This is a genomic window from Phytohabitans rumicis, assembly GCF_011764445.1.
Taxonomy (GTDB): Bacteria; Actinomycetota; Actinomycetes; order Mycobacteriales; family Micromonosporaceae; genus Phytohabitans; species Phytohabitans rumicis.
Genome location: NZ_BLPG01000001.1, coordinates 8550994 through 8572854, shown reverse-complemented (window position 1 = coordinate 8572854; position 21861 = coordinate 8550994). Strand labels below are relative to the sequence as shown.

Annotated in this window: 22 protein-coding genes and 3 pseudogenes; 8 read left to right on the top strand and 17 right to left on the bottom strand. The window is 71.1% G+C overall.

Annotated elements, in window-relative coordinates; translation table 11 throughout:
- Complete coding sequence (locus Prum_RS38865; RefSeq protein WP_173081797.1) at positions 1-1032, bottom strand: hypothetical protein; 1032 nt, start codon at positions 1030-1032, stop codon at positions 1-3.
- Positions 1033-1191: 159 nt separating this feature from the next.
- Here Prum_RS38865 and Prum_RS38860 point away from each other — a divergent pair, with 159 nt between their 5' ends.
- A complete protein-coding gene (locus Prum_RS38860) occupies positions 1192-1935 on the top strand; it encodes an HAD family hydrolase (RefSeq protein ID WP_246278692.1) in 744 nt (247 codons plus the stop codon).
- Here Prum_RS38860 and Prum_RS38855 read toward each other — a convergent pair.
- From Prum_RS38855 to Prum_RS38830, 6 genes and pseudogenes are all read right to left on the bottom strand, one after another.
- Positions 1924-2816: pseudogene (locus tag Prum_RS38855) on the bottom strand (diacylglycerol kinase family protein). The gene Prum_RS38860 and the pseudogene Prum_RS38855 sit on opposite strands and share 12 nt — an antisense overlap.
- Entirely contained in the window at positions 2816-3748 is a 933-nt protein-coding gene (tatC, locus tag Prum_RS38850; RefSeq protein WP_173081795.1) for a twin-arginine translocase subunit TatC, read from the bottom strand. The pseudogene Prum_RS38855 and the gene tatC overlap by 1 nt, the downstream one beginning before the upstream one ends.
- A gap of 15 nt (positions 3749-3763) precedes the next feature.
- Positions 3764-4030: a Sec-independent protein translocase subunit TatA gene (tatA, locus tag Prum_RS38845; RefSeq protein ID WP_173081793.1), complete on the bottom strand. Its 267-nt coding sequence runs from the start codon at positions 4028-4030 to the stop codon at positions 3764-3766.
- 71 nt (positions 4031-4101) lie between these two features.
- Entirely contained in the window at positions 4102-4359 is a 258-nt protein-coding gene (locus Prum_RS38840; protein ID WP_173081791.1) for a hypothetical protein, read from the bottom strand.
- Between the two features lie 5 nt (positions 4360-4364).
- Positions 4365-5342, bottom strand: coding sequence for a helix-turn-helix transcriptional regulator (locus Prum_RS38835; protein WP_173081789.1), 978 nt, complete (start codon positions 5340-5342; stop codon positions 4365-4367).
- Positions 5339-6331 (bottom strand): helix-turn-helix transcriptional regulator, encoded by a 993-nt coding sequence (locus tag Prum_RS38830; RefSeq protein ID WP_173081787.1) that lies wholly within the window; start codon positions 6329-6331, stop codon positions 5339-5341. The genes Prum_RS38835 and Prum_RS38830 overlap by 4 nt, the downstream gene beginning before the upstream one ends.
- Positions 6332-6423: 92 nt before the next feature.
- Here Prum_RS38830 and Prum_RS55940 point away from each other — a divergent pair.
- The 3 genes and pseudogenes from Prum_RS55940 to Prum_RS38820 all read left to right on the top strand — a co-directional run.
- A pseudogene (locus Prum_RS55940) lies at positions 6424-6956 on the top strand (cation diffusion facilitator family transporter); the annotation flags it as partial.
- Between the two features lie 15 nt (positions 6957-6971).
- Positions 6972-7274: a cation transporter dimerization domain-containing protein gene (locus tag Prum_RS55935; RefSeq protein ID WP_503826947.1), complete on the top strand. Its 303-nt coding sequence runs from the start codon at positions 6972-6974 to the stop codon at positions 7272-7274.
- Between the two features lie 12 nt (positions 7275-7286).
- Positions 7287-8360, top strand: a complete 1074-nt coding sequence (locus tag Prum_RS38820) for a DUF3866 family protein (RefSeq protein ID WP_173084659.1) — start codon at positions 7287-7289, stop codon at positions 8358-8360.
- Positions 8361-8415: 55 nt separating this feature from the next.
- Here Prum_RS38820 and Prum_RS38815 read toward each other — a convergent pair whose 3' ends face one another.
- The 5 genes and pseudogenes from Prum_RS38815 to rfbA all read right to left on the bottom strand — a co-directional run bounded on the left by Prum_RS38815 (position 8416) and on the right by rfbA (position 12413).
- Positions 8416-8601, bottom strand: coding sequence for a hypothetical protein (locus Prum_RS38815; RefSeq protein ID WP_173081785.1), 186 nt, complete (start codon positions 8599-8601; stop codon positions 8416-8418).
- A gap of 365 nt (positions 8602-8966) precedes the next feature.
- Entirely contained in the window at positions 8967-10325 is a 1359-nt protein-coding gene (pafA, locus tag Prum_RS38810) for a Pup--protein ligase (RefSeq protein ID WP_173081783.1), read from the bottom strand.
- A gap of 33 nt (positions 10326-10358) precedes the next feature.
- Positions 10359-10958, bottom strand: a complete 600-nt coding sequence (locus Prum_RS38805; protein ID WP_173081781.1) for a dTDP-4-dehydrorhamnose 3,5-epimerase family protein — start codon at positions 10956-10958, stop codon at positions 10359-10361.
- Entirely contained in the window at positions 10955-11539 is a 585-nt protein-coding gene (locus Prum_RS38800; RefSeq protein ID WP_246278384.1) for a class I SAM-dependent methyltransferase, read from the bottom strand. The genes Prum_RS38805 and Prum_RS38800 overlap by 4 nt, the downstream gene beginning before the upstream one ends.
- Positions 11540-11550: 11 nt before the next feature.
- A pseudogene (gene rfbA, locus Prum_RS38795) lies at positions 11551-12413 on the bottom strand (glucose-1-phosphate thymidylyltransferase RfbA).
- A 50-nt stretch (positions 12414-12463) separates the two neighbouring features.
- Between rfbA and rfbB the strand changes: the two are divergent.
- From rfbB to Prum_RS38780, 3 genes are all read left to right on the top strand, one after another.
- On the top strand, positions 12464-13435 hold the full coding sequence (gene rfbB / locus Prum_RS38790; protein WP_173081779.1) for a dTDP-glucose 4,6-dehydratase: 972 nt from the start codon (positions 12464-12466) through the stop codon (positions 13433-13435).
- A gap of 70 nt (positions 13436-13505) precedes the next feature.
- Positions 13506-14348, top strand: coding sequence for a dTDP-4-dehydrorhamnose reductase (gene rfbD, locus Prum_RS38785; RefSeq protein ID WP_173081777.1), 843 nt, complete (start codon positions 13506-13508; stop codon positions 14346-14348).
- Positions 14341-15357: a glycosyltransferase family 2 protein gene (locus Prum_RS38780; RefSeq protein ID WP_173081775.1), complete on the top strand. Its 1017-nt coding sequence runs from the start codon at positions 14341-14343 to the stop codon at positions 15355-15357. The genes rfbD and Prum_RS38780 overlap by 8 nt, the downstream gene beginning before the upstream one ends.
- 1023 nt (positions 15358-16380) lie before the next feature.
- Here Prum_RS38780 and prcA read toward each other — a convergent pair.
- The 5 genes from prcA to dop all read right to left on the bottom strand — a co-directional run bounded on the left by prcA (position 16381) and on the right by dop (position 20566).
- Entirely contained in the window at positions 16381-17223 is an 843-nt protein-coding gene (prcA, locus tag Prum_RS38775) for a proteasome subunit alpha (protein WP_173081773.1), read from the bottom strand.
- A 39-nt stretch (positions 17224-17262) separates the two neighbouring features.
- Positions 17263-18105, bottom strand: coding sequence for a proteasome subunit beta (gene prcB, locus Prum_RS38770; protein WP_173081771.1), 843 nt, complete (start codon positions 18103-18105; stop codon positions 17263-17265).
- On the bottom strand, positions 18024-18710 hold the full coding sequence (locus Prum_RS38765) for an endonuclease VII domain-containing protein (protein ID WP_173081769.1): 687 nt from the start codon (positions 18708-18710) through the stop codon (positions 18024-18026). Before Prum_RS38765 ends, prcB begins: the two co-directional genes overlap by 82 nt.
- Positions 18711-18732: 22 nt before the next feature.
- Positions 18733-18951, bottom strand: coding sequence for a ubiquitin-like protein Pup (locus Prum_RS38760; protein ID WP_173081768.1), 219 nt, complete (start codon positions 18949-18951; stop codon positions 18733-18735).
- Between the two features lie 97 nt (positions 18952-19048).
- The gene (gene dop / locus Prum_RS38755) at positions 19049-20566 is read right to left on the bottom strand and encodes a depupylase/deamidase Dop (RefSeq protein WP_345539039.1); all 1518 of its coding nucleotides are present in this window, start codon (positions 20564-20566) and stop codon (positions 19049-19051) included.
- Between the two features lie 179 nt (positions 20567-20745).
- On the opposite strand from dop, the gene Prum_RS38750 reads away from it, so the two are divergent.
- Positions 20746-21852, top strand: a complete 1107-nt coding sequence (locus Prum_RS38750) for a hypothetical protein (protein WP_173081766.1) — start codon at positions 20746-20748, stop codon at positions 21850-21852.
- Positions 21853-21861 lie beyond the last annotated feature (9 nt).

Sequence of the window (21861 nt, the reverse complement as noted above, 5' to 3'; positions counted from 1 at the left end):
TCAGGTCAGCCCGTACTCATCGCGGCGCGGGACGAGGCGCATGGCGAGCCGGGCGCGGCCGGGGCCGTCGACCTGGCGCGGGCCGTATTTGGCGTCGAACATGCCCAGCACGGCGGTGCGGTCCGGCACCGAATCGCCGTCCACGCGGGCCAGCCGGAACGTCTGCCCGAGCCGCCCGTCGATGGTCAGCGGGTTCCCGCTGACGATCTCCAGGCTACCCGTGCCGTGGTCGGTGAGCTGGTCGACCATGGGCGCGCCGTCGATGAAGCAGTCGCCGTCCACGATGACGAAGTGCACGCCGCAGTTGCGCAGCGGCGTGTCCTCGTGAAACACCGTGATCGGCACGGTGATGTAGTCGCTCAGCGGCCGGGTGCTGGGGTGCCGCCACAGGTCGTCGAAGCGGCCCTGCACGAAGTCGCCCAGCGGGCTGGACAGGTAGACCTCCAGGTGCGGCGCGGCCGACGCCCGGATGCCGATCGGGAAGAACGAGATCAGCGCCTTGTCGTCCCAGCGAAACATCTGGATCGACGGGGACGCGTCGTAGATGCGCACCTGGAAGCGGGTCAGCGTGCCGGCGTCCAGGGCGCCGGCGAAGTCGTTGAGGTGGCGCAGGTTGTCCTGGATCACCCGGCGCACGTCGACCGGCCGGATCTCCTCGGCGCGCTGGTCGGCCGCCGCCGAGTCCGGGTCGAGCAGCAGCACCCGTACCGTCGCGCCGTTGCCCAGGGCGGTGCGCACGGCGGTGAGGAAGCGGCCGCGGCTGGTGCCCTCCAGCATGTGGTTGCCGGTGTCCATCACGGCCACCAGGTCGACCGCGCCGGCCACGTGGTCGCTGAACTCGTCGTGGTCGAACGACGGGTGCTCCTCCACCCGGGAGCGGCGCAGCTCCTCGAAGATGGGGTCGAAGACCGCGTACGACAGCGCCACCATGACCACCGCGGCACCGATGTTGAGCAGCAGGTCGCTGTTGAAACCGCGGGTCAACCGGGCCCACACCAGCAGCACGGCGGCGACCGTGAGCAGGGCCAGCACCCCACGATGCGGCGAGCCCGGCGGCGCAACCGGGCGCGGGTCAGTCTCCACCAGCCGCGCAACGGCCCTCCCCCTATGTGGTCCCTCCCATACCGGACAGTGAGCGTAACCCGCGGGTCGGCCGGCGGGAGTCGGCCGGCGACTCGATAGGGTCACGACGTGCCGGACCAGACCGAACCATCCGCTAACCGACCCGTGCGGCGCCCGGTGGAGGCGGTGCTCTTCGACTTCCACGGCACACTGGCGCAAGTGGAGGACGCGGTCGAGTGGGTCATCGCGGCCGCCCTGACCTGCGGCGCGACGCTGGAGCGGGCGCGGGCCACGGTGCTGGCCGACCGGCTGGTCACCGTGGGGCGGGCCGGCGGGCCGGTGCCGGTCCGGGTGCCGCCGCACCTGGCCGAGGTGTTCGCCGACCGGGACCTGTACGAGGACTCGCACCGGGCCGCGTACGTCGGGCTCGCCGCGACCGTCGGCGTGGGCGTGGACGGCATCGAGGACGCCCTGTACGAGCGCCTGCTGCACCCGGACGGCTGGGTCCCGTACACCGACACCGCCGGCACGCTCGCGGCGCTGCGCGAGGCCGGCGTGCCGATCGCGGTGGTCAGCAACATCGGCTTCGACATCCGGCCGCTCTTCGCCGCGTGGGGGCTCGCCGAGTTCGTCGACGCGTGGGTGCTGTCGTACGAGGTGGGGCGCACCAAGCCCGACCCGGCCATCTTCCTGCGCGCCTGCGGGGCCCTCGGCGTGGAACCGGAGAAGACCCTGATGGTGGGCGACACCCCCGCCGACGCCGGTGCGGTACGCGCCGGCTGCGCCGCCCTGGTGCTGCCCGCCGCCGAACCGGGCCTGGCCAACGGACTCGCCGCCGTACTCGACCTGGCCGGCGCCAAGCTAGGTGAGTAGCCGGACGGCCCGGGGACCGCCGTGATCGTCACCGGCAGCGGGTACGCCCGCTCGCCGTCGACGTACGTGGTGATGCCCTCGCCCTCGATCTCCACGGTGCGCGCCCGGTAGGTGTGCACCTGCGGGTGGTCGACGTGCGTGCCCTCGTACGTCTTGCCCTTCAGCTTGATCAAGGTGGTGCGGTTGACGTTGCCGAGCACCACGTCGAGCACGCCGTCGGTCGGGTCGGCGGACGGGACGATCCGGATGCCGCCGCCGTAGCTGGCGCAGTTGCCGACCGCGAGCAGCACCGCGTCGATGCGCTGCTCCTCGCCGTCCAGGCGCAGCACGTACCGCCGGGGCTTGAGCCGGACCACCTCGATGAGGATGGCCAGGTCGTACCGGCGAGGCCCGCGCGGCCAGCGCATCCGGTTGGCGCGCTCGTTGACGACGGCGTCGAACCCGGCGGCGAGCACCGCGCCGTACCACATCTGGCCGCCGTCGGCGCCGGTGAGGCGCGCGAGGTCGACCGGCCGCGTGCGGCCGGCCTTCACCGCGTCGGCGATGGCCGCCGCCGCCGCGAGCGGCTCGGACGGCACGCCGGTCTCGACCGCGAAGTCGTTGCCGGTGCCGGCGGGCACCGCGCCGAACGGCACGTCCGTGCCGGCCACCGCCTGCAACGCCAGGTGCACGGTGCCGTCGCCGCCCACGGCCACCAGGGCCCCGGCGCCGCCGGCGACGGCCGCGTGGCACGCCGCCTGGGCTTCTTCCCGGGTACGGGCGTCGAGCAGCCGGACGGGACGCTCCGCCTCGGCGAGCCGGTCCAACAGGGCCGGGAAGAGATCCTTGTGCCGCCCGCGCCCGGCCTCCGGGTTGGCGAGCACGACCAGGTCGCCGGTCATCAGGTGGTCTCGTCGTAGCGGCGCTCGATGGGCAGCGGCGCCGCCACCGGGGTGACCACTTCGAACTGCTCGCCGGCCTCGATCGGCTCCGTGTCGTACTCCAGCGGGGACGCCTCGTCATCGTCGAGGCTGTCGAAGCTCTCCTGCGCCCGCCGCTTGCGGCGGTCGTTGATGAACGCCACACCGACCGCCGCGAAGTAGAGCACGCACAGGCACAGCGCGAGCGCGGTCATGCCGAACGGGTCCGGCGTCGGGGTGGCGATCGCGGAGAACGCGAAGAACGCGAAGATGGCCACCCGCCACCAACTGAGCAGCCGTTTAGCGCTGGCCAGGCCGACGAAGTTGAGCATGAGGATGATCAACGGGAACTCGAACGCCACCCCGAAAATCAGGATCAGGTTGGTGACGAACGAGAAGTACCGGCCGACCTCGAGGGTGGTCTGGATGTTGTCCGGCCCGATCTGCAGCAGGAACTCCAGGCCGGTGTGCACCACGAAGAACGCCAGGAACCCGCCGGCCGCGAAGAGCGGGGCGGCGATCGCGGCGAACGCGTACGCGTAGCGCCGCTCGTGCCGGTGCAGGCCCGGCGCGATGAAGGCCCAGAGCTGGAACAGCCAGATCGGCCCGGCGATGATCAGGCCCAACCAGAGCGAGAGCCGCAACTGGAGCAGCAGGACGTCGGCGGGTCCGAGCTGCAGCAGCATGCACTGGCCCTCGGCGTTTTTGGACTGGGGCAGCGCGCAGTACGGGTTGTCCATGATGTCCATCACCCGCTCCGAGAGCAGGAAGCCGATGATGAACCCGATCAGGATGCCCAGGGACGCGCGGAACAACCGCGTGCGGAGCTCGCGGATGTGCTCGATGAGGGTCATCGAGCCGTCGGCGGCCCGCTCAAAGTTGCTCGGACCGCGCCGCCGGAGAGAGAACGCCACGGGGGGAGCCGGGGATCAGATGTTGTCGCGGGTGCGCTGCACCGGGTCGACGACCGGCTGCTGCTGCGCGGTGGTCGGCGGCAACGGCTGGCGCTGGTGCTGCGCGTCCGCCTTTTCCGCCAGGTCGCGCTCGTCGTCGTCGGTCAGGTGCTTGGTCTCCGCCTTGATGATCCGCAGCGAACGGCCGAGCGAGCGAGCCGCGTCGGGCAACCGCTTCGCGCCGAAGAGCAGGACCAGCACAACGACGAGTACAGCGATGTGCCACGGCTTGAGGGCGCCCATGGGAAGCTCCTGTTGCTGATCGGTCGTGAGGACTGACGAGCCCTATCGTACGTGCGTCTGGCGGACAGCCGTCAACGGCTGTGCGCGCCGCGTTTGACCTTGATATCGGCCAGGCGCTCCTGGGTGATCTCGGTCTTCAGCCGCAGCGTCTCGACCTCCCGCTGGAGGGCCAACGCGGTGGTCTGCAGCCGCTCCGCCTCGGCCTGCCGGCGCTGCAACGTCAGTGCCGCCCGGCGCAGGCGACCCAGGCGCCCCACCACCGGACGCACCGCCAGCACCAGTATCACCAGCCCCAACAGCACCGCGGCCAACACGACCCACTTCACCACGGCGCTCAACTGTACTGGCCTTCCTTCTCGTACTCGCCCTCTTTGTCGTACTGGTCCAGGGCCGCCGCGGCCTGCGCGCGGACCCCTTCGATCAGGTCGGGCGGCGCGACCACGGTGGCTTCCGGCCCGAGGCCGAGCACGAACCGGCGGGCCCAGGCCAGGTCGGTGACCCGCAGTGACACGAGCCACTCCTCACCGTCGGGGCGCACGTTCTCGCAGGGGTAGTACTCGGTGATCCAGCGGCCGCCGCGGCTCACCCGCAGCGTGACGATCGGCAGCTCCGGGCCGGGCTGGAAGATGCCCTCGCTCACGTCGTGCAGCTGCACCTGGCGCGGCGGGCGGGCCGGCTCGTCCAGCTCGGTGAGCGCGTCGATCCGGTCGGCGCGGAACAGCCGCACCGCCTCGGCGCGGCGGCACCACGCCTCCAGGTAGCCGCGGCCGGCGACCATCAGCACCCGGATCGGGTCGACCACCCGCTCGGTGGTCTCGTCGCGGGTCGCCGTGTAGTACGTGATCCGCAGCGCCCGCTGCCGCTCGACCGCGCCGCGGATGGTGTCGAGCCGGTCGGCGTTGCCCGGCAGGCGCACGGCCACCGGCGCGCCGGCCAGATCGCCCGCCGCGCTCTCGATCTTGGCGAGGGCGCGCTCGATCGCGTCCCGGTTGGCCATCCCGGGCGTCTCCGCCAGCATCCGCAGCGCCACCACCAGGGCGAGCGCCTCGTCGGGCGTCAGCCGCAGCGGGCGGTCGATGCCGGCGTCGTACGTGATCGTGACGTGCACCCCGTCGAACGCCATGTCGATCAGGTCGCCCGGCCCGTAGCCGGGCAGCCCGCACACCCACAGCAGTTCCAGGTCCTCGCGCAGCTGCTTTTCGCTGACGTCGAGGTCGGCGGCCGCCTCGGTGATCTCGATGCCGGGGCGGGCCAGCAGGTAGGGCACCAGGTTGAGGAGCCGGCCGAGCCGGTCGGCCGCTGCGGCGTTCATCGCATACCGGCGGAGGCCGCCTCGTGCCGGGTGGCGATCTCCTTGAGCCGCTGGATGACCGCCTCGCGCACCTCCGGCGGCTCGAGCACCCGCACGTCCGCGCCGTAGCCCACCAGCGAGGCGGCGAACCCCTCGGCGTCGGCGAAGTGCATCACCATGCGGTCGCCGGCCGGCCCCGGCTCGATCTCGTGCGCCCAGCGGCGCAGCCCCGCCGCCCGTCCCGGCCGCACCACCACGGTGGCCCGCCCGGTGCGCTCGACCGGCCCGGACCAGCGCGCCACGTGGCTGATCAGGTCGACGCCGGCCGGTGGCTCGTACGCCCCCGGCTTGCCGGTGGCCTTGACCGCGCCGACGACGCGGGACAGCCGGAAGCAGCGGGTGGCGTCGCGGTCCAGGTCGTGACCCACCACGTACCACCGGCCGCGCCAGCAGACCACGCCCCACGGCTGGAGCCGGCGGGTGGTCGGCGCGTCGCCCTCCGGTACCCGGTAGTCGAACGTCACCGTGCGCCGGTCGCGGGCCGCGGCCGTCAGCGGCGCGAACGTCGGATCGACCGTCACCACCGGCTCCACCCCGAGCGTGGCGTGCGGGTCGACGTCGATGCCGGCGGCGCGCAGCTTGGCCAGGCCGGACGACGCGGCGGCGGCCAGCCCGGTGTGCTGCCACAGCCGGGCGGCGATGCCCACCGCGGCCGCCTCGTCGGGCTCCAGCGCGATGTCCGGCAACGCGTACTCCCGCGCGGCGATCCGGTAGCCGGGCTCGGCGTCGAAGACGCTCGCCGTGCCGGTCTCCAGCGGGACGCCCAGCTCGCGCAGCTCGGCCTTGTCGCGCTCGAACTTACGTTGGAACGCCTCGTGGTCGCGCGGGTCGTCCGGGTCGTGCTCGTAGCCCGGGACGGTCGCGGCGATCTGCGCCGCGGTCAGGAACCGCCGCGTGGAAAGCAGGCAGATCACCAGGTTGACCAGGCGTTCCGTGCGAGTCCGCGACACGCCCCCGACTCTAACCCCATTCGCACGCCCGTACGGCCTCCGGCAGGCCGCGTCGCGCGTCGGGTTTCCCTCTCTTGAGGCACAATCCGCTCGTGTCGGATGTTTCCCGCGAGAGTGTCGGCACCGTCATCGTGGCGGGCGCCGCAAACCTGGCCATCGCCGCCGCCAAGCTGGTGGCCGGCCTCATCTCCGGCTCGGCGGCGATGCTGTCCGAGGCGGCCCACTCCCTGGCCGACACCGCCACCGAGGCGCTGCTGTTCACCGCGCTGCGGCGCTGTTCACGTTCGTGGCGGGCGCTGGCTTCTCCATCACGCACGGTGTGCACACCATCCGCTCCGGTGAGCACTCGGGCGACTACCTCGTGTCGTACGTGGTGCTGGCCGTGTCGTTCGCGATCGAATCGGTGTCGCTGACCCGCGCCGTCCGACGCCGGGTGCGCGGCGAGGCGGCCCGCTGGCGCACCACGCCGGCCCGGTTCCTGCGGCTGACCGCCGACACCGCGGGCAAGGCGGTCTTCCTGGAGGACAGCGCGGCGCTCATCGGCCTCCTGCTGGCCGGCGCCGGGATCGGGCTGTCCCAGCTCACCGGCGACGAGATGTGGGACGGCCTGGCCTCCATCGCGATCGGCCTGCTGCTGCTCGTGGTGGCCGCGATCCTGGCCCGCAGCAACGTGTCGCTGCTGGTCGGCCAGGCGGTGCCCGGCAAGATCCGGGACGCGATCGAGGCGGAGCTCGCCGCGGTGCCCACCGTCGACCGGGTCGACACGCTGCTCACCATGCGCCTCGGCCCCGAGGACATGCTCGTGGCCGCCAAGGTGGACTTCGCCGACGACGCCACCGGCGCCGACATCGAGGCCGCCGCAGACGAGGCCGAACGCCGGCTCGCCGCCCACTTCCCGGGCATCCGGTACGTCTTCCTCGACCCGACCCGGCGCCGTGGTTAGGTTTCGGTCATGGTGGTGCGTTGGCGTTCCGGGACGGTCACGGCGATCGGCCGGCGGTGGCACGGCGCGGTCACGCTCTCGGTGGATGTCGCCTCCGGGACGGTCCGGGCGCTCGCCTACCCCGCGCTGGTCGGCGAGCCCGAGGTGGGCGACCGGGTGCTGCTCAACGTCGGCGCGCTGGAGATGGGCCTCGGCACCGGCGGGTACGCCCTGGTCGTCGCGCTCCCCGACCGGCTGCCCCCGGACCCCGGCCCGTCCTCGCGCGACCTCGGCCACCTCGTGAAGGCGCGCTACACCCCGCTGCAGGCCATCGTGCTGGGCGTGGACGAGGAGGCGTCGCCGCACCACGCCGTGCTGGCCGACGCCTCCGACATCGGCGGCATGCCGGTGGTGGTGGCCGACCTGCACTCCGCGCTGCCCGCGATCCTCGCCGGCGTACGCGCCGACGCCCCCGCCGCCCGGGTGGCGTACGTGATGACCGACGGGGGCGCGCTGCCGGCCTGGTTCTCCCGCACGCTCGACGGGCTCCGCGGCCACCTCGCCGGCACGGTGACGGTGGGCCAGGCGTTCGGCGGCGACCTGGAAGCGTCGACCGTACACAGTGGACTGCTCGCGGCCCGGCACGTGCTCGGCGCGGACGTGACGGTGGTCACCCAGGGCCCCGGCAACCTGGGTACGGGCACCACGTGGGGCTTCTCCGGCGTGGCGGCCGGCGAGGCGGTCAACGCGGTAGCGGCGCTCGGCGGCCGGCCGGTGGGCGCGCTGCGGATCTCCGACGCCGACCCGCGCCCCCGCCACCGCGGCATCTCCCACCACAGCCTCACCGCGTACGGCAAGGTGGCCCTGGCCCCCGCCGACCTGGTCATCCCGCAGGGCCTGCCCTTCGACGTCGACGAGACCCCACTGGCCCGCCACCGCGTGATCCACGTCCCGATCGACGGCCTGGAGCGGGCCCTCAAGGCGTCCCCAGTCCCCTTGTCCACAATGGCCCGCGGCTTAGACGAAGACCCCTGGTACTTCCTAGCTTCGGCCGCCGCCGGCCGCCACGCCGCCGCCCTCCTCCCGCCCCCCTCTCGTCGATCTTGAAGTTGTCAGGTCCAGATGCCCGAAATGGAACCTGAAAAGTTCAAGATCGACGGGGTTAGCTGGCGACGATGAGCGTGATCCAGGCGCCCAGGATGACCACGAGAATGAGGGCGAGCACCCAGGTTGGCACGGTGTGCTCGCCGCGGCGATTGCGGGCGATCTCGGCGGCGATCTTCTGCCGGCGCCGCTGGATCAACCCCGGCCGCCGCGCCTGGTCGTCGGAGGGTTCGGGCTGTGCCATGGTGCCGACGAGCCTACTCCCCCGCCCCCTTCCCAAGAGGGCAGCCCTCTTGGGGCGTGCGGCCGTGAACAGGGGCCTCCCTGCTGGGCCGCCCGGCCCTGAGAAGGGCACAGGGGAGCCCTTCTCACGCACAACTTCCAACAGGGGTCCCCTACTGGGGCGTAACCCCGCCCCGCCCGGCTCGGCCGCGCACCCCGCCCCGCCGGGCCGCCGCACACACCGCACTCCCAGCCGCGTCGATCAAGGACTTCTCCGCCGATCAAGGGCAAACGGTCGTGGAAAAGAGATCCAACCACGACCATATGCCCTTGATCGACGGGAAGAACGGGGCGTGAGGAGGGACGGCCGCGAGGAGAGAGGGCGGCTTACATGCTGGCGATTAGGCGTTCTACGCGCTCGTCGTAGGCGCGGAAGGGGTCCTTGCAGAGGACGGTGCGTTGGGCCTGGTCGTTGAGCTTCAGGTGGACCCAGTCGACGGTGAAGTCGCGCCGCTTCTCCTGGGCGTGCCGGATGAACTCGCCGCGCAGCCGCGCCCGGGTCGTCTGCGGCGGCGTCTCCTTGGCCTCGAAGATCTCCAGGTCGGTGGCCACCCGGTCGACCTGGCCACGGCGTTCCAGCAGCCCGTACAGGCCGCGGCCGCGGCGCAGGTCGTGGTACGCCAGGTCCATCTGGGCGACCCGCGGGTGGGACAGCGGCAGGTCGTGCTTTTCCTGGTAGCGCTCGATCAGCCGCAGCTTGCTCACCCAGTCGATCTCGCGGGAGACCGGCTCCAGGTCGCCGAGCTCGACGGCGCGCAGCACCCGCCCCCACAGCTCGACGACCCGCTTGGCGGTCTGGTCGCCGCCCCGCCGCTCGACGAACTCGGTGGCCTTGGCCAGGTACTCCTGCTGGATCTCCAGGGCGCTGACCTCCTTGTTGGAGGCGAGCCGCACCTTGCGCCGGCCGGTGACGTCGTGCGAGACCTCGCGGATGGCGCGGATCGGGTTTTCCAGCGACAGGTCGCGCATCACCACGCCGGCCTCGATCATGCGGAGCACGATGTCGGCGCTGCCCACCTTGAGCAGGGTGGTGACCTCGTTCATGTTGGAGTCGCCGACGATCACGTGCAGCCGGCGGTAGCGCTCGGCGTCCGCGTGCGGCTCGTCGCGGGTGTTGATGATGGGCCGGCTGCGGGTGGTGGCGGAGGAGACGCCCTCCCAGATGTGCTCGGCCCGCTGGGACAGGCAGTAGACAGCGCCGCGCGGGGTCTGGAGCACCTTGCCGGCGCCGCAGATCAGCTGCCGGGTGACCAGGAACGGGATCAGCACGTCCGCCAGCCGGCCGAACTCCCCGTGCCGGGACACCAGGTAGTTCTCGTGGCAGCCGTACGAGTTGCCGGCCGAGTCGGTGTTGTTTTTGAACAGGTAGATCTCGCCGGCGATGCCCTCGTCGTGCAGGCGCTTTTCGGCGTCGACGAGCAGGCCCTCCAGGATCCGCTCGCCGGCCCGGTCGTGGGCGACGAGGTCGGCGACGGAGTCGCACTCGGGGGTGGCGTATTCGGGGTGGGAGCCGACGTCGAGGTAGAGCCGGGCGCCGTTGCGCAGGAAGACGTTGCTGGAACGCCCCCACGACACCACCCGGCGGAACAGGTAGCGGGCCACCTCATCCGGGGACAACCGCCGCTGCCCCCGATACGTGCAGGTGACGCCGTACTCGGTCTCAAGGCCGAAGATTCGCCGTTCCATGAACAGACACTAGCCGTCTGAAGGCCCTGGCCGTCACTCCTGGCGCAAGGTTTCGGTGTACGCGCGGCACGTGTCGTACACCGGCAACAGCCCGGACGCCATCGCCTCGGCGAGGCTCGGGGCGGCGTCGTCGCGCGCGGACAGCTGCGGCGCGTCGGCCGGCCACTCGATCGCGAGGTCGGGATCGAGCGGGTGCACGGTGTGCTCGGCGCCCGGGTTGTACGTCGTGGAGCACAGGTACGTCAGCGTCGCGTCGTCGGTCAGCGCGCAGAACCCGTGGCCCAGCCCTTCGCCGATGTAGACCGCGCGCCGGTCGACGTCGTCCAGCCGTACGGCGTCCCAGCGGCCGAACGTGGGCGAGCCGACCCGGATGTCCACGATCACGTCGAGGACGGCGCCGCGCGGGCAGGTGACGTACTTGGCCTGGCCGGGCGGCACGTCGGCGAAGTGGACGCCGCGCACCACACCGCGGGCGGACACCGACATGTTGGCCTGGGCCAGCTCCAGCGGGTGGCCGACCACCTCGGCGAGCTTGTCGAAGCGGTACCACTCCAGGAAGAGCCCGCGCGGGTCGCCGTGCGGCTGCGGGGTGATCTCCCAGGCACCGTCGATGCTCAGCGAACGAATCTTCATACCCGGGCCACCGTCACAAACTCGTTGTACGTGAAAAGCTTCCCCATGAACCGCGGAAACGGGAACGAGTACTGTCGGATGACCGTCATCCCGAGGTCGCGGCACATCGCGGCCGCCTCCGTGAAGCCCACGAACCGCACGTGCGTCGCGTCGCTGGCGTACCCGCGCTCCTGCGGGGTGATGAAGACCGCGGTCCCGCCCGGCTTGACGCTCGGCAGGTACGACTCGACGACCTCCCGCGCCTGCTCCTCGGGCATGTGCTCCAGCAGGTGCGCGGCCAGCATCGAGTCGAAGGTCGCGGTGCGGTCCGTCGCGAAGAACTCCTCGATCGTGTACGCCTCGAAGCCCTGCGCGCGGGCCACCTCGACGGACGTCGGGTTGTGGTCGACGCCGACCCCGTTGCCGACGCCGAGGTGGGCCAGGTTGCGCCCCAGCCCGCAGCCGACGTCGAGCGTGTGGCCGAGCTTGAGCCGGCGGATGTTCCACCGGTACGGCCGCTGCACGTCCAGGACCTGCTTCCAGCGCGCGCCGGTCACCCGTTGCAGGCGCTCGGTGTAGTCCTGACCCTCGGTCCCCCGCACAGGTGGCAACCCTATCCCTCCAGCAGAGCCAGCAGATAGTCACCGTATCCGCTCTTGGTCAGCGGCACGGCCAGCTCGCGCAGGCGCTCGGCGTCCAGGAACCCGGCCCGCCACGCGACCTCCTCCACGCAGCCGATCTTCAGGCCCTGGCGCTCCTCGATGACCCGGACGAACTCGGCGGCCTGCATCAGCGAGGTGAACGTTCCGGTGTCCAGCCAGGCCGTACCCCGGTCGAGCACGGTCACCGACAGCTCACCCCGCTCCCGGTACGCCTCGTTGACCGCGGTGATCTCCAGCTCGCCCCGGTCGCTGGGCTTGAGCTGCCGGGAGATCTCGACCACCTGGTTGTCGTAGAAGTACAGGCCGGGCACCACGTAGCGGGACTTGGGCCGGTCCGGCTTCTCCTCGATCGACAGCACCTTGCCGGTGCCGTCGAACTCCACCACGCCGTACGCCTCGGGGTTGGCCACCGGGTACGCGAACACCCGCCCGCCGGCCAGCCCCGCGTTGCCGGCGAGCTGCGAGCCCAGGCCGGCGCCGTGGAAGATGTTGTCGCCCAGGATGAGCGCGACCGGCTCGTCGCCGATGAAGTCCGCGCCGATCAGGAACGCCTGCGCGATGCCCTCCGGCCGCGGCTGCGCCTCGTACCGCAGGTCCAGGCCCCACTGCGACCCGTCGCCGAGCAGGCGCTGGAACTGCGCCTGGTCCTCGGGGTCGTGATGATGAGGATCTCCCGGACCCCGGCCATCACCAGCGTCGAGAGCGGGTAGTAGATCATCGGCTTGTCGAACACCGGCATCAGCTGTTTCGACACTGCCCGGGTGATCGGCCACAGCCGCGACCCCGTGCCGCCAGCGAGAAGGATTCCGCGCACGCCGGTACCCTACCGGCACCCCACAATCCCTCGCGTAGACTCCGGACCCTGTGAGAGTCCTCGTCACCGGCGGAGCCGGGTTCATCGGGTCGGAGTACGTACGTGAGCTGCTCCACGGCAGCCTGCCGGTGGGCGCGCCCGCGGCGGTGACCGTGCTCGACAAGCTCACCTATTCCGGCAATCTGGCCAATCTGGCCCCCGTCAAGGACGACCCGCGGCTGCGGTTCGTGCAGGCCGACATCTGCGACGCCGCCGCCGTGGACGAGGTCGTGCCCGACCACGACGTGATCGTCCACTTCGCGGCCGAATCGCACGTCGATCGCTCGATCGCCGGTGCCGCGCCGTTCGTCACGACCAACGTCCTGGGTACGCAGACGCTGCTCGACGCCGCGCTGCGGCACGGCACCGGGCGGTTCGTGCACGTGTCCACCGACGAGGTGTACGGGTCGATCGAGGACGGCTCCTGGACCGAGGAGTGGCCGCTGGCCCCCAACTCCCCGTACTCGGCGTCCAAGGCCGGCTCCGACCTGCTCGCGCTGGCCTACCACCGCACCCACGGGATGGACGTCGTGGTGACCCGGTGCTCCAACAACTACGGCCACTACCAGTACCCGGAAAAGGTCATCCCGCTCTTCGTGACCAACCTGCTCGACGGCGGCACCGTGCCGCTCTACGGCGACGGCGGCAACATCCGGGACTGGCTGCACGTGCGCGACCACTGCCGCGGCATCGCGCTGGTCCAGGACAAGGGCCGGCCGGGCGAGGTCTACAACATCGGCGGCGGCACCGAGCTCACCAACAAGGAGCTCACCGGGCTGCTGCTGGAAGCCTGCGGCGCCGACTGGGACCGGGTCACCCCGGTCACCGACCGCAAGGGCCACGACCGCCGCTACAGCCTCGACATCACCAAGATCAGCCAGGAGCTCGGGTACGTCCCGAGCGTCGACCTGGAGACCGGACTGGCCCGGACGGTGCAGTGGTACCGGGACAACCGCTCCTGGTGGGAGCAGCTCAAGGGATGAGCGGGAGTCGCGAGGCTACGGCCAGGACCACGACGGCGGACGAGCGCCGAGCGACGGAGCGTGGTAGGCAATGAGCGGGAGTCGGATTCTCGTCACCGGCTCGGGAGGAATGCTCGGGCAGGACCTGCTGGGCGTACTCAAAAGGCAGCCGGACCTCGATGTGACCGCGCTCACGCGGGCGGACCTGGACGTGACCGACGAGGCCGCGGTCTTCGCCGCGGTGGCCGGACAGGACGCGGTGCTGAACGCGGCGGCCTGGACCGACGTCGACGGCGCCGAGGCCCGCGAGGCCGACGCGACCGCCGTCAACGGCACCGGCGTGGCGCACCTGGCCGCCGCCTGCGCCGCGACCGGCGCGCGGCTCGTGCACGTCTCCACCGACTACGTGTTCCGCGGCGACGGCGTCTCCCCCTACCCGGAGGACGCGCCCACCGACCCGATCAACGCGTACGGGCGCGGCAAGCTCGTCGGCGAGCGGGCCGTGCTCGCGGCCGGCGGCTACGTGGTCCGCACCGCGTGGCTGTACGGGGCGCACGGGCGCAACTTCGTCGCCACCATGCTGCGGCTGGCCGGCGAGCGCGACACCCTGGAGGTCGTCGACGACCAGCGCGGCCAACCGACCTGGTCGTACGCCCTCGCGTCGCGCCTGGTGGAGCTGGCTTTCGCTGACGCTCCGGCGGGCATCTACCACGGCACCGCGAGCGGCGAGACCACCTGGTACGGCCTGGCCCGCGCGGCCTTCGCGCTCAGCGGGCTGGACCCGGACCGGATCCGCCCCACGACCAGCGACCGCTACGTGCGACCGGCCCCGCGCCCCGCCTACAGCGTGCTCGGGCATGAGCGGTGGGCCCTGGCCGGGCTGCCGCCCATGGAAGACTGGCAGACGATGCTTTCGGGGTATCTGCGTGGCTGACCTGCCACGCGTCAGCGCGATCGTGCTGGCCTGGCGCGACGAGCCGCTGCTGCGCCGGTCCGTCGAGGCGCTGCTCGGGTCGGTCAAGGTCGACGTCGAGGTGGTGCTCGTCGACAACGGCTGCACCAACCCCGACCTCGCGATGTTGGCTGCGCTGCCGGGCGTGGTGGTGGCCGGCACCGGCGCCAACGTGGGCTTCTCCGCCGGCTGCAACCAGGGCGTCGCCGCGTCCTCCGGCGAGTACGTCGCGCTGGTCAACGGCGACGCCATCGTCGAACCCACCGCCCTCGCCCGCCTGGTGGAGGTGCTCGGCGACCCCACCGTGGGCATCGCCGCGGGCGCCGTCCGCCTCGCCGACGAGCCCGACCTGCTCAACTCCCGCGGCAACGAGATCCACGTCCTCGGCGTGAGCTGGGTCGGCGGCTTCCGCGAACGCGACACCCGCACCGAGCCCACCGAGACCGCCGGCGCGATGGGGGCGTTCGTGGTGCTCCGGCGCGCCCACTGGGACCGGCTCGGCGGCTTCGACGAGCACTACTTCGCGTACGTCGAGGACGCCGAGATCGCCGTACGCACCTGGCGGCTCGGGCTGCGCGTCCTCAACGTGCCCGACGCCGTCGCCCTGCACGGGTACGAGTTCAGCAAGGTCAGCTTCAAGTACTACCTGATCGAGCGGAACCGGCTCATGTTCGTGTCCACGGTGTGGGGCACAAAGTCGTTGGTGCTGCTCGGGCCGCCGCTGCTGGCCCTGGAACTGGTGATGACGCTGCTCGCCCTCAAGGAGGGCTGGCTGCGCGACAAGCTCCGCGGGTACGGCTGGCTATGGCGACACCGCCGGCATCTACGGATGCGCCGCCGTTCCTTGCAAGCCGAACGGGTGGTGCCCGACCGCGAGTGGATGCGAGTCCTGACCGACCGCTTCGACACCCCCCTGATCAACCCACCCGGCGTGGGCGTCCTGAACGCCGCCATGTCCGCCTACTGGCGCCTAATCTCCCGCCACCTCTAACCCGTCGCCACGCCCCCTCCCGCCCCACCTCTCCTCCCCGCCCCCTCCCCCTGCGTCGATCAAGGACTGTGCCCGTCGATCAAGGGCAAACGGCCGTGCTTCGATCTCCAAACCACGGCCGTATTCCCTTGATCGACGCGGAAATCCTTGATCGACGCGGCTGGCGAGGGTCCAGCGCCCCTCCGCGGGAGATGGCCCCCACGCGCCGCCCGTCGCCGCCAACCGCCCGCTCTGCGTACGCCCCGAGAGCGCTCCCCGCGTGAGCAGGGCGCCCCTACGCAGGGACTGCGCCCGAGGCGCGGGTAGTTAGCGGAACCCGGGTACAGCGCAAGATGCGTCGCCGGCGGCCGCACCCTTCCCCGACCACTCGGACGGTAGCCCCATCCCCTGCGGTGATCATGAAGTTAGGTCGGAGAGAGCGCTCTCCCCGACGATAACTTCATGATCACCGCAGGCTGGCGTCGATCTAGGAAGAATCGTGGGTATCGAGTCCGATTTATACCCACGATTCTTCCTAGATCGATCCCGGTCGCCCCACCAAGTCCACTGCCAGCAAGCGACCAGCCGACGCCAATTGACTGCACCCCAGGGACCCCTTACCTACCCGGCCTTGGGGCGCCCCACTCACGACGAGTCGCCCAACGGGGCGCCCGACTCACGGCCCCGCGCGCCGCCAACGCCTCCCTCCCTGCCCGCGATCCAGGGCGAGTGCGCATGATTGAAGATCAACTCACCCGGATTCGCCCTAAATCGCCGGGGCACGGGCGCGCGAGACGTGGGAGCGCAGGCGGGAGTACAGGGTAGGCGGGGCGCGGGTGGGCGCGGGGCGACGAACGCGCGGGAGCCCGAGCGCCTCGTCGATCAAGGGCTTGCGCGTCGATCAAGGGCATATGGTCGTGGTTTGGAGATCGAAGCACGGCCATTTGCCCTTGATCGGCGGGAACCGGGCTGAGCCTTGATCGACGCCGAAGGGGCTCCGCGGGAGCGACGCGTCCCTGCCGGGGCGCAGGGGACGGGGCGGGGTTACTCCTTGGTGTCGCCGTCTTCGAGGTCGTCGAGGATGTCCAGGTCATCGGAGGCGGCGGACTGGGGTGGGGCCTTCTTGGGCTCCTCAGCCGCCGCAGGCGTGTCCGGGGTGGCGGGCTCCTCCGCCGGGGGCTCGGGCGCCTTCTCGGGCTCCAGCAGCGCGGTCAGGGCCGCCCCCGTGACCCGCCGGAACGTCCGCCCGGCCCGGGCGCGGTCGAGCAGCGCCACCTCGAGCTGGCCGGCGCCGAGAGTACGGGCCGCGCCGCCCTCGCCGCCCACGCTGCCGAGCGCCTTCACGGCCAGCCGCAGCGCCTCGCCCAGCGACATGCCGGAGCGGTGCGCCTCCTTCAGCGAGCCCGCGATCGACTCCGACTGGCCGCCCATCGCCATCACGCCGGGCTCGTCCTGCACCGAGCCGTCGTACGTGATCCGGTAGAGCTCGTCGGCTCCCGGCGCCGCGCCCACCTCGGCGACGCAGATCTCCACCTCGTACGCCTTGACCTGCTCGGTGAAGATCGCACCGAGCGCGTGGGCGTACGCGTTGGCGATGGCGCGCCCGGTCACGTCCCGCCGGTCGTAGCTGTAGCCGTTGAGGTCGGCCATCCGCACCCCGGCCCGGCGCAGGTTTTCGAACTCGTTGTACCGGCCGACCGCGGCGAACCCGATGCGGTCGTAGATCTCGCTCACCTTGCGCAACGAGGTCAGGTTTTCGGCGACGAACAGCACCCCGCCCTCGTACGTGAGCACGACGGCGCTTCGGCCCCGGGCGATGCCCTTGCGGGCGTGCTCCGAGCGGTCGCGCATGATCTGCTCAGGCGAGGCGTAGAACTGCATGGCCACGGCGGCGGGTCTCCTTCGACCTAGTGGGTGGGCGGCGGGTCAGCCGCCGACGTTTTCCATCCGGCGGTTGACGACGCCCTCGGCCACGCTGGCCGTCTCGGCGTCGGTGAGCCGGCGGGTGCCCTCGGCGGTCGCCGTCATCACCACCGGGTAGATCTTGCGGGTCAGGTCGGGACCGCCGGTCGCCGTGTCGTCGTCGGCCGCGTCGTAGAGCGCCTCGACGGCCAGCGTGATCGCCTCGTCGGCGGACAGGCCGGCCCGGTAGCGCTTCTTCAGCGCCGACTTGGCGAAGAGCGACCCGGAGCCGATGCCGTCGTAGCCGCCGTGCTCCTCGTAGAGCCCGCCCGCGATGTCGAAGCTGAAGATCCGGCCGGCCTTGGCCGGGTCGCTGGCGGCGAGGTCGAAGCCCGCGAAGAGCGGCACCACCGCGAGGCCCTGCAGCGCCGCGCCGAGGTTGTTGCGGATCATCGTGGCGAGCCGGTTGGCCTTGCCGTCGAGCGAGAGCATCGCGCCCTCGATCTTCTCGTAGTGCTCCAGCTCCACCTGGAACAGGCGCATCAGCTCGATGCCCACGCCCGCCGTGCCGGCGATGCCCACCAGCGAGTGCGCGTCGGCCGGGTGCACCTTTTCGATATCGCGGCTGGCGATCATGTTGCCCGCGGTGGCGCGCCGGTCGCCGGCCATGACCACGCCGCCCTGGCAGACGATGGAGACGATCGTGGTGGCGTGCGGGGCCAGGTCAGCGGAGTATCCGGGCGGCAGTGGACGGCGGCCGGGCAGCATCTCCGGCGCGTTCAGGCTCAGAAACTGAGTGAAGGAGGACGTCCCCGGGCTCGTGAAAAAATCTGGTAGACGCCTGGATGGATCAAAACCCGCTGGCACGTGCTTCCCTTCAGGTAGGTGATCGCCTTGGCAAGATACTCCACGTCGTCCCGGAACTGACCGAGGCCGCCGTTGCAGTTGAAGCAGAGTATCCCGCGTATCCAGCCGGTCACATGGTCATGGTCGACGTGTTCGGGGTCGGGTGCGCCACAGATCGCGCAGACGCCGCCTTGCTCCGCGAGGAGCTCGTCGACGTCCTTCTGCCCGATCCCGTACCGCCGCCGCAGGTGGTACTCCCGAGACCCGCCGTAGAGCCGCAGCCTGGTCTCCTGGCCTTTAGCGTTGTGGCAGGGCTTGCAGTAGCTGGCGTATCCAGTGCTGTCCGACCGGTTGCGAGGGAAGTCGTCCAAGGGCTTGATCGCCTCGCAGGCCGGACAGTATCGGTGCCCTTCCGGCACCACGCGCCCGTGCCGGACGTCGCGGTCGAAATTGGCCTTCACCCGGCGCGCGTAGCTGGCCTTCGATCGCTCGTTGAAACAAGGCTTGCAGTAGCTGCCCTTGCCGTCCGGACGCTTCGGGTTAGCACAGAAAACATCGAGGGGCTTCCACTCACCGCAGTCGCGGCAACGACGAAGCCCATCGCGGTCATCGCTCAGGCGGGGCATGTCCGATTTATCCCGCTATGATCTACTCTCCCCCTTTTTGTACGTATCCACGGACGAATTCCTCTGCGTTTTCTTCCAGGACCGAGTCGATTTCGTCGAGGAGGTCGTCGACGTCCTCGGTGATCTCGGCGTGCCGCTCGGCAACCTCGGGGTTGGCCTCGGGCGCCGGAGCCTCGTCGACTTCTTCGTCGCGGCGGGCCTTGCCGGACTGCGATTGACCGCCGGTGTCACGGGTAGCCATTCGGGTCCCTCCTCAACATCGCTTTCAGAAAACCTACCTCGCCGGTACGACGAAATGGCCCGCCGCGCACGGAGGACCTTCCGGGAAGGGACCGCCCTCAGCCCCCGGTGATCGCCTCTAGCAGATCCTTGGCGCTCTCGCAGCGGTCGAACAGCGCCCCGACGTGCTTGCGCGTCCCCCGCTCCGGCTCCATCATGGGCACCCGGACGAGCGATTCGCGCCCTACATCGAAGATGACCGAGTCCCAGCTCGCGGCGACCACCTCGGACGCGTACTGCGCCAGGCAGCGGCCGCGGAAGTAGGCGCGGGTGTCCTCGGGCGGTTCGACCATGGCGGTGCGGGTCTGGTCGTCGGGCAGCAGGGTCTTCATCGAGCCGCGGGCCACGAGCCGGTGGTAGAGCCCCTTCTCCGGGCGCACGTCGGAGTACTGCAGGTCGACGAGCTGTAGCTTGTGCGAGGCCCACCCGAGCTTCTCCCGCTCCCGGTAGCCCTCCAGCAGCCGCAGCTTGGCCACCCAGTCGAGCTCGTCGGCGCACAGCATCGGGTCGCGGCCGAGCCGGTCCAGCAGGCTCTCCCAGCGGCTGAGCACGTCGAGGGTGGGCGCGTCGGCGTCCGTGCCGTACCGGTCGTCCACAAAGGACTTCGCCCGCTCGTAGTACGCCCACTGCAGGTCGAGAGCGGTGAGGCGGCGGCCGTCGCGCAGCCGCATGAGGTGGGTCAGGCTGGGGTCGTGGCTGACCGCCTTGAGCTCGGCGACCGGGTCGGCGATGCCGAGGTCGGGGGTGAGCACCTTTTCCTCGATCATCGTGAGGACCAGGGCGGTGGCGCCGACCTTGAGGTACGTCGAGATCTCGGACAGGTTGGCGTCGCCGATGATGACGTGCAGCCGGCGGTACTTGTCGGCGTCGGCGTGCGGCTCGTCGCGGGTGTTGATGATGGGTCGCTTGAGCGTGGTCTCCAGCCCGACCTCGACCTCGAAGAAGTCGGCACGCTGCGAGATCTGGAACCCGGGCTGCGAGCCGTCCTGCCCGATGCCCACGCGGCCGGCGCCGATCACGATCTGCCGGGTCACGAAGAACGGCGTCAGGTACGCCACGATGTCCGCGAACGGCGTCTGCCGGCGCATGAGGTAGTTCTCGTGGGCGCCGTAGCTGGCGCCCTTGTTGTCGGTGTTGTTCTTGTACAGGTGGATCGGGTGGGTGCCGGGGATGGTGGCGGCCCGGCGGGACGCCTCGGCCATCACCCGCTCACCGGCCTTGTCCCAGCGCACCAGGTCGAGCGGGTTGGTCACCTCGGGAGTGGAGTACTCCGGGTGGGCGTGGTCGACGTACAGCCGGGCGCCGTTGGTCAGGATGACGTTGGCGAGCCCGAGGTCCTCGTCGGCGAGCGCCTCGGCGGGGTCGTAGGCCGCCCCGGAGTACGTGAATCCGCGCGCGTCGCGCAGCGGCGACTCCTCTTCGTAGTCCCAGCGTGCCCGGCCGCCCCGGGTCAGCTCGGGCCGGGCGCCATAGGCGTTGACCACCTGGGAGGAGGTGACCATCGGGTTGGCCCCGGGCTGACCGGGCACCGAGATGCCGTACTCGACCTCGGTTCCCATGATCCGCCGAACACTCATGCCTGCCCTACCTCACGTCCGCCCCAGGGCGCCGCACGCGCGCCGCCCATTTGAGCGTAGTCCGACAGTCGCGCTCCGCGCTGCGCCGCACCGGGCCAAACCGCGCCGGCGGAGCGTTTGCCGGACACTCTTCCGCCCGTCACCTGCCGTTCGCCCACCCCGTGCATCATGACGCGGCCATGCGACAAAAATGCTGGGGAGCCGCCGCGGTGCTGGCGGCGACCGCCACCGCCATGATCTGGACGTACGCCTCGACGCACCAGATCTTCCCGGACTCCCAGTGGTACCTCATCTACACATACCACTATTTGGGGTACGACAAGGCGCACGGTGAGCAGATCGTCCTCGACTACGTCCGCGACCACGGGACGTTCAAGCCGTACGACTATCTGTGGGCGTCGAAGCCGTTCACGCTCAGCTATCGGCCCCGGGTGTTGCTGCCGCTCCTGTCGATCCCGTTCGTGGCGCTGTTCGGTCCCGGGGGCATCGTCGTCGTACCCGGACTCGCTTTTGTCGCCGCGATGCTGCTGATCTACCGGTTCGCCACCGTGCACGCGACGGTGCCGGCCGCGGCGGCGGCGAGCGTACTCGCGGTGCTGTCCCCGCTGGTGGCCAAGTGGTGTGTGGGCGGCCTGACCGACTCGCTGGCACTGCTGCTGCACACGGCGATGCTGCTGTTGCTGCCCTGGCGCAAGCCGGCGACGCCGCGGACGGTGGCCGCCCTGGCGGCCGTGACGTTCCTGGTGGGCACGGCGCGCGTCATCACCCCGTACACGGTGGCGACGGTCGCGGCGGTCTGGTGCTGGGCGATCTGGCGGGAGCGGGAGCGCTGGCGGTCCTGGACCGCGGCGGCGGCCGGCGCGGCCGCCGGGGTGGTCGCCGGCGCGGTGTGGAGCAAGCTGCTCAGCGCGCCGCTGAGCAGCCGGGACCACTTCTTCAGCATGACCGAGGGGCGGGCGCGGACGCTCGGGCAGGCGCTGCCCTGGTACCGCGAGGCGGTGCCCACCGCCCTGTCCAAGGAGGCCACCGTCGTGCTGTCGAGCTGGCCGCTGGTGCTGCTCCTGGTGCTGTCGCTGGTCGCCTGCGTGACCGCGCGGCGCACGGTGGTGCCGTGGCTGGTCGGGTCCGCGTGGGCGGGCGCCACCGGCATCTTCCTGATCGCGCCGTTCATGACCATGTTCCGGTACGAGCTGCCGATGCTGCCCGCCCTGGTGGTGGCCGTGTCGGTGCTCGTCGACCAGGCGGTGAAGGGGCTGGTACGCCAGCCCGAACCCGTACCCGAATAGCGTTGTTGA

Coding starts and splice junctions, on each gene's coding strand:
- Prum_RS38765 (WP_173081769.1), bottom strand. CDS start 18,710: ATGCCCCGCCTGAGCGATGACCGCGATGGGCTTCGTCGTTGCCGCGAC.
- dop (WP_345539039.1), bottom strand. CDS start 20,566: ATGAGTGTTCGGCGGATCATGGGAACCGAGGTCGAGTACGGCATCTCG.
- Prum_RS38805 (WP_173081781.1), bottom strand. CDS start 10,958: ATGAAGATTCGTTCGCTGAGCATCGACGGTGCCTGGGAGATCACCCCG.
- tatA (WP_173081793.1), bottom strand. CDS start 4,030: ATGGGCGCCCTCAAGCCGTGGCACATCGCTGTACTCGTCGTTGTGCTG.
- pafA (WP_173081783.1), bottom strand. CDS start 10,325: ATGGAACGGCGAATCTTCGGCCTTGAGACCGAGTACGGCGTCACCTGC.
- rfbD (WP_173081777.1), top strand. CDS start 13,506: ATGAGCGGGAGTCGGATTCTCGTCACCGGCTCGGGAGGAATGCTCGGG.
- Prum_RS38750 (WP_173081766.1), top strand. CDS start 20,746: ATGCGACAAAAATGCTGGGGAGCCGCCGCGGTGCTGGCGGCGACCGCC.
- Prum_RS38760 (WP_173081768.1), bottom strand. CDS start 18,951: ATGGCTACCCGTGACACCGGCGGTCAATCGCAGTCCGGCAAGGCCCGC.
- Prum_RS38815 (WP_173081785.1), bottom strand. CDS start 8,601: ATGGCACAGCCCGAACCCTCCGACGACCAGGCGCGGCGGCCGGGGTTG.
- Prum_RS38835 (WP_173081789.1), bottom strand. CDS start 5,342: ATGAACGCCGCAGCGGCCGACCGGCTCGGCCGGCTCCTCAACCTGGTG.